The following is a 14,226-nucleotide window of genomic DNA, read 5'->3' on the forward strand; positions in this document are numbered from 1 at the left end:
CCCGGCGTATGCTATCGGCACCGGCGAGATTCAGTTCGGCGCTGGCGGGCGCCACCACCCTGCCCAGCGGCGCCAGCGTCCGCCGCAGTTCCCAGCCGACCTGGCCACTGGCGCCGGTAAGCAATATCGTTTTCAAGCGAACGGCTCCGCATCCTTGAATGGTATACCCTGGCTATCCTTGACCGATAGTAGCGGCGCGCCCTGCAACGGCCATTCGACGCCGATATCGGGGTCATCCCAACGAATGCAGCGCTCATGTTCGGGGGCATAGAAATCGGTAGTCTTGTACAGGAATTCGGCAAACTCCGAGAGCACGAGAAAGCCGTGCGCGAAACCTTGCGGCACCCATATCATGCGGCGGTTTTCGGCAGACAGCATCGCGCCGACCCACTGGCCGAAGGTTGGAGAGGATTTACGGATATCTACAGCGACATCGAACACCTCCCCTGCCGTGACCCGCACCAGCTTGCCCTGCGGCTGTTTGATCTGGTAATGCAAGCCGCGCAATACGTTTTTTGCCGAGCGCGAGTGATTATCCTGCACAAAGCGCGGACGCAACCCGGTCGCGGCGGCAAAAGCGTCCTCGTTATAGCTTTCGAAGAAAAAGCCGCGCGCGTCGCCGAACACCCTGGGTTCAAGAATGATGACATCAGGAATCCCGGTTTTGATCGCCCGCATCAGAATACCTTTTCGTTCAGCACGCGCAGCAGGTATTGCCCATAGCCGTTCTTGCCGTACTGCGCCGCAAACGCCTCCAGCCGGCCCGCATCGATATAGCCCATGCGATAGGCGATCTCCTCCGGGCAGGCGATTTTGAGGCCCTGGCGTTTTTCTATGGTTTCGATGAACAGCGAGGCTTCGAGCAATGATTCGTGCGTGCCGGTATCGAGCCAGGCATGGCCGCGCCCCATGACTTCAACCTTGAGCTGTTTTTGTGCGAGATAGCGCTTGTTGACGTCGGTGATTTCCAGTTCGCCGCGCAATGAGGGCTTGAGATTGGCGGCGATGTCGGCCACCTGGTTGTCGTAAAAATAAAGCCCGGTGACGGCATAGCGCGACTTGGGCGCCTTGGGTTTCTCTTCGAGGCTGACGGCGTGTCCCGCATCGTCGAACTCCACCACCCCGTAGCGCTCCGGGTCGTTGACCGGATAAGCGAACACGGTGGCGCCGCTATCGCGGGCGGTCGCCTGCTGCAAACCGCCGGCCAGGTCGTGGCCGTAGAAAATATTGTCGCCCAGCACCAATGCGCTGGGGTCGTTGCCGATAAAATCCCGGCCGATGATGAACGCCTGCGCCAGCCCATCCGGCGAGGGCTGTACCGCATAACCGATGTTCATGCCCCACTGGCTGCCGTCGCCCAGCAGTTCGGCAAAACGCGGCGTATCCTGCGGAGTGGAGATCAGCAAAATGTCGCGGATACCGGACAGCATCAGCGTAGACAGCGGGTAGTACACCATGGGCTTGTCGTACACCGGCAGCAGCTGCTTGGACACGACCTGCGTGACCGGGTAGAGCCGGGTGCCCGAGCCGCCGGCGAGGATAATGCCTTTTCTCATGCGCTTCTCTCCGCGTAGTTGGTTGCGATCCAGCTGCGATATTCGCCGCTGGCGACGTGTTCCACCCAGGGCTGGTTGGCGAGATACCATTGCACGGTCCTGCGCATGCCGGTGTCGAAGGTGTGCGCCGGCTGCCAGCCGAGCTCATGGATGATCTTTGCGGCGTCGATCGCATAGCGGCGGTCATGACCGGGCCTGTCCTTGACGAAGGTGATCTGGTCGCGGTAGCTGGCTCCTTTGGGCTGCAGTTCGTCGAGCATGTCGCACAGCGTGTGCACGACTTCGAGGTTGGTCTTTTCGTTGCAGCCGCCGACGTTGTAGGTTTCGCCCACCCTGCCCTTGTCCAGCACGCTGCGGATCGCGCTGCAGTGATCGCCGACATACAGCCAGTCGCGCACATTGCTGCCGTCGCCGTAGATGGGTAACGGCTTGCCGGCCAACGCATTCATCAGCACCAGCGGGATGAGTTTTTCCGGAAACTGGTAGGGCCCGTAGTTATTGGAGCAATTGGTGGTGAGCACCGGCAGGCCATAGGTATGGTGGTAGGCCCGCACCAGATGGTCGGATGCGGCCTTGGAGGCCGAGTATGGGCTGTTGGGCGCATACGGCGTGGTTTCACGAAACGCCGCATCCGCGGGGCCGAGCGAACCGTAGACTTCATCCGTCGAAACATGCAGAAAACGGAGCGCGGTCTTGTCGATTTCTGTCAGCACATTCCAATAGGCACGCGTCTCTTCCAGCAGATGAAAGGTGGCGACAACATTGGTCTGGATGAAATCTTCCGGGCCGTGGATGGAACGGTCGACATGGCTCTCCGCGGCAAAGTTGACCATGGCGCGGGGCCGGTATTCGCCCAGCAGGCGCCGGACCAGCCCGCGGTCGCCGATATCGCCCCGGACGAATATGTGGCGAGCATCGCCATCCAGCGCAGCCAGATTTTCCAGGTTGCCGGCATAGGTGAGCTTGTCCAGGTTGACGACCGTATCACCCCCTCCGGCCAGCCAATCCAGCACAAAATTGGCGCCGATAAAACCGGCGCCGCCAGTGACCAATATGGTGTTGTTTAATGTCATCAGCTTGTTTCCAGTTGTTTCCATACCGAAGTACCGCCGGCTGCCTTGTCCAGCCCGGCCAGGTATTGTTCGTGGGCATCGAGTTCTTCCGCATTGGCTGAAATCACCGTCAGCGGCTGCTGCCGGACAAAAACGGATTTCTCGACCACATCGGTTTGCGGGCCGATATCCATCATCAGGCTTTCCTGGCCGCGCGTCATCGCCATATAGACATCGGCCAGCAGCTCGGCGTCCAGCAAGGCGCCGTGCAGGGTACGATTGGAATTGTCGATGCCGTAGCGCTTGCACAGCGCATCCAGGTTGTTGCGCTGGCCCGGATGCAGGTCCCTGGCCAGTTTCAGCGTGTCCACCACACTGCCGCAGACGTCGCCTACACGGCCCAGTTCCAGCAAGCCCAGCTCATGATTGAGAAAGCCGATATCGAACGGCGCATTGTGGATCACCAGTTCCGCCCCGCAAATGAAATCCAGTAACTCCCGTGCGATGTCGCCAAAGCGCGGCTCGCCCTGCAAGCGCTCCAGCGTGATGCCGTGCACCGCCTGTGCGCCCGCATCGATATCGCGTTCGGGATTGACGTAGACGTGATAGCGGTTTCCGGTCAGCCGCCGGTTGATCACTTCCACCGCAGCCACTTCGATGATGCGGTGGCCCTGCGCCGGATCGAGGCCGGTGGTTTCGGTATCGAGGAAGATCTGTCTCATTTATTGCGGTTTTCCAAAAACGTTATTTAACCACGGGGAACACAGGGACGGTCCAATCAGATGAGCCGATAGTCAAATTTTCACGGCCGCTTGGCCAACACCAGCTCCGCGCCACGGTTAGCCAACTGATCCGCGCGCTCGTTGCCGTCGTGCCCGGCATGCCCCTTGACCCAGACCCATTCGATTTCATGTTTGCTGGCCAAAGTATCGAGTTCCTGCCACAAATCGACGTTCTTGACCGGTTCCTTGCTGGCGGTGCGCCAGCCGCGCGCCTTCCAACCCTTGATCCATTCGCTGATGCCTTTTTGAACGTATTGCGAATCGGTGGCGATGCGCGCCCGGCTGGGCCGTTTCAGGCTTTCCAGGGCGCGGATGACCGCCAACAGCTCCATGCGGTTGTTCGTCGTCAGCAGCTCACCGCCGAAAAGCTCCTTTTCATGCGGGCCACAACGCAGCCACGCGCCCCATCCCCCCGGGCCGGGATTACCTTTGCAGGCACCGTCGGTAAAAATTTCGATCAATTCATTGCCCATGCGTGGTTTTCTGAAACTCCTTTTGCGTGGGACGCGGCACCAGCGCCCGGGCAAGCCTGCGGTTGCCCCATTGCGGGCGGATAAGGCGCATGCCGGCGACGCGCTTCTTGGCCACCAGAAAATAGGCGCCTCCCATCATCGGCCACCAGCGGTCTCCAGCACGATTCATCCAATCCAGACGGGCCAGCCATTTTTCATTTTTCAATGGCGGCGCATAGCACGCCATGCGCCCGGCGACAACTTCCAGATCCAGCAACGCCAGCCAGTCCTTCATGCGCATCAACGAAATGAAACGTCCCTTCCATGGCAGGTCGTCGCGGCGCCCGAACAGATAGCGCGCGCCCCACAAGCTGACCGGGTTGAATCCGCTGATGATCATATGCCCCTCGGGCACCAGGGTGCGTTCGGCATCGCGCAAGGTCTGGTGCGGGTTTGCCGAGAACTCCAGCACATGCGGCAGCAACAGCAGATCCACGCTATGAGACGCCAGCGGCAACTGGTCGAAGTTGCAGTGTAATGCGCCGCCTTCAGGCGCCGCGGTTAAACGATAAGGCATGCGGCAGTTACGCAGCAAATCCACACCCGGCAAACCCAGCTGCACGGCATTGAAGCCGAAGATATTGACAACAGTGCTGTCAAACAAAGATCTCTCGCACTCGAGGACATAGGCGCCTAAAGGTGTGGCAAGCCATTCGGATTCGCTTATGATTGCAGACATGAAAATTGTTCCCGTACGTGCCTTCCGCGACAACTATATCTGGTTGCTGACACAAGGCCATTATAGCGTTGTGGTAGACCCGGGAGACGCTGCGCCCGTGCTCGCCCATTTGCAGCGGCACGCATTGTCGCTATGCGGCATCCTGATTACGCACCACCATGCCGATCATATCGGCGGGGTCGGGATGCTTCTGGCAAATTACCGCGTTCCCGTCTATGCGCCGCATCATGAAAACTTCAGCTTCCCCTATCAGGCCGTCGGCGAAGGCGACATCGTCGATCTATCCGAGCTGGAAACCGCGCTGCAAGTGCTCGACGTGCCCGGCCATACTGCACGCCATGTGGCGTATTATGGAGGAAATTCGCTATTCTGTGGCGACACGCTATTCGGCTGTGGCTGCGGGCGCATATTTGACGGCAGTTGCCGCCAGCTTTACCGTTCCCTGCAAAAGCTGGCGACATTGCCAGACCAAACCGGCATCTATTGCGCCCATGAATACACGCTGGCCAACCTGCGCTTCGCCCGCATGATAGACCCCGACAATGCGGCGCTGAAGGCTCGCGAATCCGCCGATAGCGCACGTATCGCCCAGGGATTGCCCACGCTTCCTTCCACGCTGGGACTCGAGAAATCGACCAATCCTTTCCTGCGCTGCGGCAGTGCTGCGATCCGCCAGGCGGCAAGAACATTCGATCCAAACGCGGCCGGCAATGAAGAAGCCGCTTTCTGCGCCATTAGAAAGCTAAAAAACAGTTACTAATCATATAGATATATAATTACTTAAAGCCACATTTTACTTGACGCGCCAAGACGATACGGTTACCATCGCTGACGTTTAATCAACCGGCCCTACGAATGATGATCAGAAAACCGTTCGCCAGCCTGCTTCTTCTCACATCTCTCGCTTCCAGTTTCGCGACATTTGCCGACACCAACACCACCGACGACGAGATAAGCGTTGCGGGGCCACTCGTTTCCGATCAATCAGACAATGGCAATCCGGATCCCAGTGATCCCAGTCTGACCACCTACAGCAACGACGGTCTGCAAATGGACCTGTTGCTGCGCAATGCTCACGATACCCCGACCATCCAGGCCGAAACGGGCGACCTGTGGCAGCGCATCCGCAACGGCTACGGCATGGATGTCCTGCAATCCCCTTTCACCGCCGCGCATGAGTCGTGGTATGCCGCGCGTCCGGACTACGTCAAGCGCATGATCGCCCGCAGCCAGCGCTACCTTTATCACGTGGTGGAAGAAGTACAGAAACGCGGCATGCCTACCGAAGTGGCTTTGTTGCCCATGGTGGAAAGTGCCTTCAATCCAACGGCTTATTCCAGGAGCAAAGCTTCTGGAATCTGGCAATTCATCCCTTCGACCGGCAAAAACTTCGGTCTGAACCAGAACTGGTGGAAAGATAATCGCCGCGACGTCACCGCTGCTACCGACGCCGCCCTCAACTACCTGGAAAAACTGCACGTCATGTTCGGCACCTGGGAGCTGGCGCTGGCAGCCTATAATGCCGGCGAAGGCACGGTGCAGCGGGCAATAGAACGCAACCGCAGAAAAGGCCTGCCGACCGATTACCAAAGCCTGCCGTTGCCGCCCGAAACCCGCAATTACGTGCCGAAATTGCAGGCGGTCAAAAATATCGTCACCAACCCGGAACAATACGGGTTGAACATTCCTTCCATTCCCGATCAGCCTTATTTCACCAAGGTTCAGGCTCCCGCGAAAATCGACGTCAGCCTGGCTGCCAGGCTTGCCGGGGTTTCGCTCGACGAATTCACCTCCCTGAACCCCGCCTATAACCGCCCGGTATTGGCCAACATGAGTGGCAAGAAGCTGGAAATCCTGTTGCCGGTAGGCAAGGATGAAGAGTTCGAAACTAACCTGGCCAATTACGACAAACCGCTGGTCAGTTGGAGAACTTACCAGACCAGACGTGGCGAAAGGCTGGACAGCATATCCAGCAAATTCGGCATCAGCGTGGCGCAACTGCGCGAAATCAACAATCTTCCCGCGAAAAACCGCCTTAATCCCAACCAGCCTCTGCTGGTTCCGGCTCAGGGAAGCGATTCCGAAAATCAGTTAACCGAGGTTGAAGCTCCGCCGGTAGTTGGAACCGAAGCCAGGGCCGGCAAAAGCCTGCGCTATATCGTTGGAAAAGGCGACACCGTACAGCATATCGCCAAGCGCCATGGCATCAGCGCCAAGCAGTTGATGGCGCTCAACGGCCTCAAAAACAGCCGATTGCGCAACGGACAAATACTCGCGGTTTCGGGAGCGGCTGCCGAAAAGCCAAAAGCACCCAGAGCCGCGTCCAAAATTGTCAGCGCCAAAGGCAGCGGCCATTACACCGTCAAACGCGGCGAAACCTTGGCCAGCATAGCCAAGAAGCTCAAAATCGCCGCCAGCGATCTGCAGCGCTGGAACAACCTGAACGGCAAGCACACGCTGGCTCCCGGCCGTACGCTGGTAATTCTAAAAGAAGAAGCTTAATCCTGGCCTTATGCCGCGCACGCCCTGCATCGGCATGCTATTTCTGCTGCTATCGGCTTGCGGAAACGGCCGCGACATCCCGCCAGCGAATCTGGATGCGCCATATCCAATCGAGCCCGGCGGCACCATGGTTGACGCGATGTCCGGCGAGCCGTCGGGACTGATTCCGATGATCGCGGGAGAATCCGCGGCTTCTGCCATTGCCAGTCATATATTCAACAGCCTGCTCAAGTACGATCGCGATCTGGAGCTGGAAGGCGAGTTGGCGCAGTCGTGGGAGGTTTCGAAAGACCAAAAAACCATCACCTTCCGCCTCAAGCCCAACCTCAAATGGGCGGACGGCGCGCCGCTGACCAGTGCCGATGTGTTGTTTACCTGGCAACTGGTGACCGACGACAAAACCCGCACCCCTTATGGTTCCGACTACAAGCTGGTCAATAAGGCCGAAACCCCGGACGCGCTGACGTTCAGGGCTTCCTATGCCCAACCCTACGCCCCGGCACTGGATTCATGGGCCGGATTGCAGATTCTGCCCAAGCATCTGCTTGAAAAGCAGGACATCAATAACACGCCTTTCGCGCGCAAGCCGGTGGGCAGCGGTTATTACCGGCTGGAAGAATGGAGGAGCGGCGAAAGAATCTCGCTGATCCGCAACCCCGCCTCCGCACTGGGTCCGCCGCGCATCGACCGGCTGGTGTCGCGTTTCATCCCGGACCCGGCGTCGCAGTTTCTGGAGTTGATGGCGGACAACATCGATGTGATGAACCTGAACCCGATCCAGTACGCCCGCATCGTCCCCGCCCGTCCGGAATTGAACAAGAAGATCGCGCTCTACAAGGAGCTGGGCAACGGCTATACCTATCTGGGGTTCAACCTGCGCCACCAGCCGTTCGACGACAAGCGCGTGCGGCAGGCGATCAACTATGCCATAAACAAGCAGGAGCTGATCGACGGCGTGCTGCTGGGCTTGGGGGAACCCGTCGCTGCGCCTTACAAGCCTGGAACGCGCTGGGTCAACCCGCAACTCAAGCCTTATGCCTACGATGTTGAAAAAGCCAGACGCTTGCTCAAGGAAGCCGGATTCGAGGACCACGACGGCGACGGCATCCTGGACCGCGCCGGCAAGCCGCTGGCGTTCGAGATCCTCACCAACCAGAACAAACAGCGCGAAATGAGCGCGGTATTGATCCAGCGCCGCTTGAAGGAAATCGGCATCGACGCCAAAATCCGCGTGCTGGAATGGGCAAGCTTCCTCGGCCGCTATATCAAGACCGGCGATTTCGACGTGGTGGTACTGGGCTGGAGCCTGTCGCTGGACCCGGACCAGTTCAGCATATGGCATTCCTCGCAGAACAAGCCGGGGCAGTTCAATTTCATCAACTACAACAACCCGCAGGTGGACAAACTGCTGGAGCAAGGCCGGCTGGAACTCGATCCGGACAAGCGCATGAAGATTTACCACGAGTTCTCCCGTATCCTGCTGGAAGACAGCCCCATCGTTTACCTGTATGAGGGTTATGGCCTGCCCGCCATCTCCAAGCGCGTGCGCGGCATCGACAACACCCTTCCGCCCGCCGGCATCGGCTACAACTCCGAGCAGTGGTACATCCCCTCGCCGCTGCGCCGCACGGAAATCAGCGCCCAGTGATCCAACAATGACCCGCTACCTGCTCAAACGCCTGTTCTGGATGGTGCCGTTGCTGATCGGCATCAGCCTCATCTCCTTCTTCATCATGCACCTGGCGCCCGGCGACATCACCACCACCGAGGCCGCGTTCAACCCCAAGGCCAACGAGGAATCGCGCCAGAAGCTGCGCAAGCTCTACCATCTCGACGAACCGGTGCTGGAGCAGTACGGCTACTGGCTGCAACGCATGGCGACGCTGGATTTCGGCACCTCGTTCGCCACCCATCAGCGCCCGGTGTTCTGGCAGAAAAAGGACGAGCACGGCAACGACCAGAAAGGCTTGATACAGGAGGCATTGCCGGTCACGCTGCTGATCAATGTATTGAGCCTCGGATTGATCGTTGTGGCCGCCCTGCCGCTGGGCGTAATGTCCGCGCTGTACCAGAACCGCCCACCGGACCGCGCGATTACTGTGTTCGTATTCGTCGGTTTTGCCGTGCCAGGATTCTGGTTGGCGCTGATGCTGATGTACTGGCTGGGCGTGGTGCACAACTGGCTGCCGATTTCCGGCTTGCACAGTCTGGGACATGAGAAACTGGAGCTGTTCGCGCAATGGCTGGATTACGCCAAACATCTCGCCATCCCGGTATTCATCTCCGCATTGGGCGGTTTGGCCGGCATCTCGTTATTCGTCAAAAACGGCATGCTGGACGTACTGCACCAGGATTACATCACCACCGCCCGCGCCAAGGGGCTATCTGAAAATACCGTGGTCTACCGCCATGCGTTGCGCAATGCCTTGTTGCCGTTAATTACGTTGCTGGGGCTTTCCATTCCCGGCCTGATCGGCGGTTCGGTCATTGCAGAATCCTTGTTCGCCATCCCCGGCATGGGCAAGCTGTTCTATGACGCAGTGATGATGCGCGACTTCCCGGTCATCATGGGCATCCTGACGATAGGCGCGGCACTGACGCTGGTCGGCAATCTGCTCGCGGACATCGCCTACGCCTGGGCCGACCCGCGCGTGCGCCGCGGAGTGATGCAATGAACGCCGCCTTCGCCAATCAGCTCGCCCGCTGGGGTTTCGCCATCATCGCCACCATCCTGCTGCTGGCGCTGCTGGCGCCGCTCATCGCGCCCTATGACCCCGACGCCATCGACGTCAAAGCCATCCTGCTCGGCCCGTCCGCGACGCACTGGATGGGCACCGACGGCTTGGGCCGGGACGTGTTCTCGCGTATGCTGTTCGGCTCGCGCATTTCGCTCTTGGTAGGCTTTGTCGCGGTTGGCATCGCCACGGCGATAGGCGTGATTCTCGGCGCCATCGCCGGTTTCTATCGCGGCTGGGTGGACGTCGTCATCATGCGGCTGGTGGACGTAATGCTGTCCATTCCCACCTTCTTCCTGATCCTTGCGGTGATCGCCTTCCTCACGCCGTCGATCTGGAACATCATGATCGTCATCGGCCTCACGTCCTGGATGGGCGTGACACGCCTGGTGCGCGCCGAATTTTTAAGCCTGCGCGAACGCGAATATGTATTGTCGGCGCAAACCCTGGGCGCCAAAAACCGGCGCCTGATTTTCCGCCATCTGCTGCCCAACAGCCTGACTCCCATCATCGTCAGCTTCGTGCTGGGAGTGGCCAGCGCGGTGCTGGTGGAATCCGGCCTGTCTTTTCTGGGCCTGGGCGTGCAGCCGCCGCAGGCCTCATGGGGCAATATCCTGACCGACGGCAAGGAGTACATCGAATTTGCCTGGTGGCTGTCGCTGTTCCCGGGGCTCGCCATCCTGCTTACCGTGCTGGGGTATAATCTGCTGGGAGAGGGGCTGCGCGACGCGCTCGACCCACGTACTGCAAAAAACACAGCTTAAAGTTCAATCAGGGAGAACTCATGGGATTCTTAACGGGCAAGCGTGCCCTCATCGTCGGCCTGCTCAGCAACCGCTCCATCGCCTACGGCATCGCCGCAGCCATGAAGCGCGAAGGTGCCGAGCTTGCCTTCACCTATCAGATAGACAGGTTCCAGGACCGCGTCACCAAGTTCGCCAACGAATTCGGCTCCGATATCGCCCTGCCCTGCGACGTCAGCGATGACGCCCAGATCGATGCCATGTTCCAGGAACTCGGCAAGCGCTGGGATGGCCTCGACATCATCATCCATTCCGTCGCCTTCGTGCCCAAGGTTGCTTTGGATGGCGACTATCTGGAGTCCACCACGCGCGAGTATTTCCGCATCGCCCACGATATCAGCTCCTACAGCTTCACCGCGCTGGCCAAGGCCGGCCTGCCGCTGATGCAAGGCCGCAACGGCTCGCTGCTCACCGTCAGCTATATCGGCGCGGAACGCACCCTGCCCAACTACAATGTCATGGGAGTAGCCAAGGCCAGCCTGGAAGCCAACGTGCGCTACATGGCGCAAAGCCTCGGGCCCAAAGGCATCCGCGTCAATGCCGTTTCCGCCGGTCCGATCAAGACTCTGGCGGCTTCCGGCATCGGCGGTTTCGACCGTATCATCGGTTTCTACGAAACGCATGCCCCGCTGCGCCGCAACGTAACCATCGAAGAGGTAGGCAACACCGCAGCCTTTCTATGCAGCGACCTGGCGAGCGGCATCACCGGCGAAATCACTTACGTCGATGCCGGCTTCAACACCACGGCGGCAGGAAATATCTAACCCCGCAACCTGGTCTGTAAAACAGCATGACAACCGAAATCCCGCGCGATTTCCATTTTACAGACCATGATTTTCAGCGCATCCGCAAGCTCATCTACGATCATGCCGGCATCGCACTCAGCGATGCCAAGCGCGATCTGGTCTACAGCCGTCTGGCGCGCCGGCTACGTGCCAATAGCATCAATATTTTCAGCCAGTATCTGAGCTTTCTCGCGGGCAATACGCAGGAATGGGAGGCTTTCGTCAATTCGCTGACGACCAACCTCACCTCGTTTTTTCGCGAAAACCATCATTTCCCGCTGCTGGCCGAGCATATCAAGCGGGTCATGCACCGCAAGCCGCTTCAACTCTGGTGCGCTGCGGCCTCCACCGGCGAGGAAGCCTATTCGATGGCGATGACCATGGTCGATCTGTTCGGCAGCTTCAAGCCGCCAGTCCATATTTTTGCCACGGACATAGATACCAATGTGCTGAGAAAAGCTGAAAGCGGGATTTACGGCGAAGATAGAATCGAGAAACTGCCGGCGGAAACGATAGACCGTTTTTTTCGCCGGGACAACGGCGGCAATGAAAAGGTCGTCACGGTCCGCCAGGAACTGCGCGACATGATCACTTTCCGCCAACTCAATCTGCTGGACAACAGCTGGTCGGCTCAAGGGCCTTTCGAGGCCATTTTCTGCCGCAACGTGATGATCTATTTCGACAAGCCGACGCAGTACAGCATACTCAAGAAATTCATCCCTGCCATGCGTCAAGATAGCCTGCTGTTTGCAGGACATTCGGAAAGCTTTTATCACGCTGGCGATTTGTTCAAACTACGGGGCAAAACCGTGTACGAGATCGCGAATGCTTCCAGGCACCTGGCGCAACCCGGAAAATGACCTGATGGCGCACACTTCAAAACCGGCCCTGGAACAAGCAATGGCATCCAACGTCTATTTCGACAGGGTGCACGACATCCAGGCAGCCAAAATTTTGCCCGGTGAATACTATGCCACTACCCAGCATATGCTGCTGGTCACCGTACTTGGCTCTTGTGTTGCTGCATGCCTCCGCGACAAGGTAAACGGCATCGGTGGCATGAACCACTTCATGCTGCCCGGCAGCAATAGCGAGACCGTTGCGGCCAAGGGCGGGCGTTACGGCATCGATGCCATGGAGATGTTACTCGGCCGTCTGCAAAAACTCGGGGCTGAACGCAGAAATATCGAAGCCAGAGTATTCGGCGGCGCCGCTGTAATCGCATCCATGACGGAAACCAATGTCGGCGAGCGCAACGCCAAGTTTGTACTGGACTTTCTACAGGCTGAAAAAATTGCTGTCGTCTCGCAAGATTTGCTCGACGTTTGCCCCCGCAAGGTCTATTTCTTTCCCAGTACGGGAAAAGCGGTGGTCAAAAAACTGCGCAACCTGCACAACACCACCATTGAAAAGCGCGAACAAGCATATCGTTCGCACCTGCAAAGCCTCACTGACAGGACCAAATCCGGCAGCCAATCATAGACCATCATGAATCAGATCAGAAAAGACGCCAGGACTGCCGAGCCGCCAGCGCCCGCGATCAAGAACAGCCTAGCCACTAACGAAAGAATACTGGTCATAGGCGCATCTACAGGCGGCACAGAAGCCATCAAGGATGTACTCATTCATATGCCTTCCGATTGCCCCGGCATCATCATCGCCCAGCATATGCCCGAGAACTTCACCCGATCATTCGCGGCACGGCTCGATAGTCTATGCGCGATCAGCGTCAAGGAAGCGGAGCATGGCGAGCGCATCCTGGCCAGTCACGCGTATCTGGCGCCGGGTCATTCGCATCTGCTGCTCAAGCGTACCGGCACCCATTATTTTTGCGAACTTTCGCAGGCTGATCCGGTAAATCGACATCGCCCCTCCGTCGATGTGCTATTCCGCTCCGCAGCCCGCCATGCAGGCAATAATGCCATTGGCCTCATCCTGACCGGCATGGGCAAAGACGGCGCCGCAGGCATGCGCGAAATGCACGACGCGGGCGCCCACACATTCGCCCAGAACGAAGCCAGTTGCGTGGTATTCGGGATGCCGAAAGAAGCCATTGCTCAAGGCGGCGTCGATGAGATTGTGCCTCTGCCTCAGATGACCAAACGCATACTGGAATATCTTAGTGCGACCGGCTTTAGTGCCTTTGGCGCATGACCATGGGTTAATGAAAAATCAATGGAAATTGTGATTACTGCGGATCTGGTGGCGGTACTGGGATCGAACCAGTTCTACCAGTTCGTCTGTTATGCCTAGCTTGCGCATAAGGTGGTTAATTCCCGCTCGGTAAGTATCTCTTGCATTGGCGGGTTGCCTGTCGTATTATTCCCGTTCGGGAATAATACGACAGGCTGTTCTAAGAAAATGACTACTTCGTTACTGTCCGGGAAGATTTCATCGTTGGCCGATTTGGCGGATGCGGTGAAGATACGACGCAAAGCGCTTGGTCTGACGCAAGCTGATCTGGCTGATCTGGCTCGTACCGGAAACCGATTCATTGTCGATTTGGAAAAAGGGAAGCCAACCCTTCAAATCGACAAGGTGCTGGCGGTAGTGTCGTTGCTGGGGCTTGATCTTCACATTAAGGAGAAAGAGGACATGTTGCATCAAGGTACCGCGCAAACGATAACAGGTCGCCCTCGTTCGCTCAAGGAAGCGATGTTTCTCGGTAAGAAGCATGGGGATATTGACAGCTTCATCCGGGAATTCCTGGATGAGTTCTACGTCGAGCAGAATAACTTGACGCGAGAGATCATGCTGCGGGAAGAGCCGCCGCTGGTGACTGAAGATCGAACTAATGCTTATCTGGCGGCCGTAGCAGAG

General features: G+C 58.1%; 16 protein-coding genes and 1 pseudogene. 10 read left to right on the forward strand and 7 right to left on the reverse strand.

Annotated elements, in window-relative coordinates:
- The 7 genes from VGK14_RS09270 to VGK14_RS09300 all read right to left on the reverse strand — a co-directional run.
- On the reverse strand, positions 1-136 hold a 136-nt coding region (locus VGK14_RS09270; protein WP_331508783.1), incomplete at its 3' end, for a sugar nucleotide-binding protein.
- Positions 133-678, reverse strand: a complete 546-nt coding sequence (gene rfbC / locus VGK14_RS09275) for a dTDP-4-dehydrorhamnose 3,5-epimerase (protein WP_331508769.1) — start codon at positions 676-678, stop codon at positions 133-135. The genes VGK14_RS09270 and rfbC, both read right to left, overlap by 4 nt.
- Positions 678-1,556, reverse strand: coding sequence for a glucose-1-phosphate thymidylyltransferase RfbA (gene rfbA / locus VGK14_RS09280; protein WP_331508770.1), 879 nt, complete (start codon positions 1,554-1,556; stop codon positions 678-680). Before rfbA ends, rfbC begins: the two co-directional genes overlap by 1 nt.
- Positions 1,553-2,629, reverse strand: a complete 1,077-nt coding sequence (rfbB, locus tag VGK14_RS09285) for a dTDP-glucose 4,6-dehydratase (protein ID WP_331508771.1) — start codon at positions 2,627-2,629, stop codon at positions 1,553-1,555. The genes rfbA and rfbB overlap by 4 nt, the downstream gene beginning before the upstream one ends.
- Positions 2,629-3,330 carry a DNA polymerase III subunit epsilon gene (gene dnaQ, locus VGK14_RS09290; RefSeq protein ID WP_331508772.1) on the reverse strand — a complete coding sequence of 234 codons (702 nt, stop codon included), beginning with the start codon at positions 3,328-3,330 and terminating at the stop codon, positions 2,629-2,631. Before dnaQ ends, rfbB begins: the two co-directional genes overlap by 1 nt.
- 80 nt (positions 3,331-3,410) lie before the next feature.
- The gene (gene rnhA / locus VGK14_RS09295) at positions 3,411-3,863 is read right to left on the reverse strand and encodes a ribonuclease HI (RefSeq protein WP_331508773.1); all 453 of its coding nucleotides are present in this window, start codon (positions 3,861-3,863) and stop codon (positions 3,411-3,413) included.
- Positions 3,853-4,581, reverse strand: coding sequence for a methyltransferase domain-containing protein (locus tag VGK14_RS09300; protein ID WP_331508774.1), 729 nt, complete (start codon positions 4,579-4,581; stop codon positions 3,853-3,855). The genes rnhA and VGK14_RS09300 overlap by 11 nt, the downstream gene beginning before the upstream one ends.
- On the opposite strand from VGK14_RS09300, the gene gloB reads away from it, so the two are divergent.
- From gloB to VGK14_RS09350, 10 genes and pseudogenes are all read left to right on the forward strand, one after another.
- A complete protein-coding gene (gene gloB / locus VGK14_RS09305) occupies positions 4,580-5,341 on the forward strand; it encodes a hydroxyacylglutathione hydrolase (protein ID WP_331508775.1) in 762 nt (253 codons plus the stop codon). The two genes, VGK14_RS09300 and gloB, sit on opposite strands and share 2 nt — an antisense overlap.
- A 95-nt stretch (positions 5,342-5,436) precedes the next feature.
- On the forward strand, positions 5,437-7,083 hold the full coding sequence (locus VGK14_RS09310) for a lytic transglycosylase (RefSeq protein ID WP_331508777.1): 1,647 nt from the start codon (positions 5,437-5,439) through the stop codon (positions 7,081-7,083).
- A gap of 10 nt (positions 7,084-7,093) precedes the next feature.
- A complete protein-coding gene (locus VGK14_RS09315; RefSeq protein ID WP_414691714.1) occupies positions 7,094-8,731 on the forward strand; it encodes a peptide-binding protein in 1,638 nt (545 codons plus the stop codon).
- Positions 8,732-8,738: 7 nt separating this feature from the next.
- A complete protein-coding gene (locus VGK14_RS09320) occupies positions 8,739-9,758 on the forward strand; it encodes an ABC transporter permease (RefSeq protein ID WP_331508778.1) in 1,020 nt (339 codons plus the stop codon).
- Positions 9,755-10,582 carry an ABC transporter permease gene (locus VGK14_RS09325; protein WP_331508779.1) on the forward strand — a complete coding sequence of 276 codons (828 nt, stop codon included), beginning with the start codon at positions 9,755-9,757 and terminating at the stop codon, positions 10,580-10,582. The genes VGK14_RS09320 and VGK14_RS09325 overlap by 4 nt, the downstream gene beginning before the upstream one ends.
- A 20-nt stretch (positions 10,583-10,602) precedes the next feature.
- Positions 10,603-11,385: an enoyl-ACP reductase FabI gene (gene fabI / locus VGK14_RS09330; RefSeq protein ID WP_331508780.1), complete on the forward strand. Its 783-nt coding sequence runs from the start codon at positions 10,603-10,605 to the stop codon at positions 11,383-11,385.
- Positions 11,386-11,411: 26 nt separating this feature from the next.
- Complete coding sequence (locus VGK14_RS09335) at positions 11,412-12,266, forward strand: CheR family methyltransferase (protein ID WP_331508781.1); 855 nt, start codon at positions 11,412-11,414, stop codon at positions 12,264-12,266.
- A gap of 4 nt (positions 12,267-12,270) precedes the next feature.
- The gene (gene cheD, locus VGK14_RS09340; RefSeq protein WP_331508785.1) at positions 12,271-12,888 is read left to right on the forward strand and encodes a chemoreceptor glutamine deamidase CheD; all 618 of its coding nucleotides are present in this window, start codon (positions 12,271-12,273) and stop codon (positions 12,886-12,888) included.
- A 51-nt stretch (positions 12,889-12,939) separates the two neighbouring features.
- Positions 12,940-13,560 (forward strand): annotated as a pseudogene (locus tag VGK14_RS09345) (chemotaxis protein CheB); the annotation flags it as partial.
- A 207-nt stretch (positions 13,561-13,767) separates the two neighbouring features.
- Positions 13,768-14,226 (forward strand): helix-turn-helix transcriptional regulator (locus VGK14_RS09350; protein WP_331508782.1); only part of this gene is annotated, 459 nt, incomplete at its 3' end.

The organism is Novimethylophilus sp. (genome assembly GCF_036504375.1).
Classification (GTDB): Bacteria; Pseudomonadota; Gammaproteobacteria; order Burkholderiales; family Methylophilaceae; genus Novimethylophilus.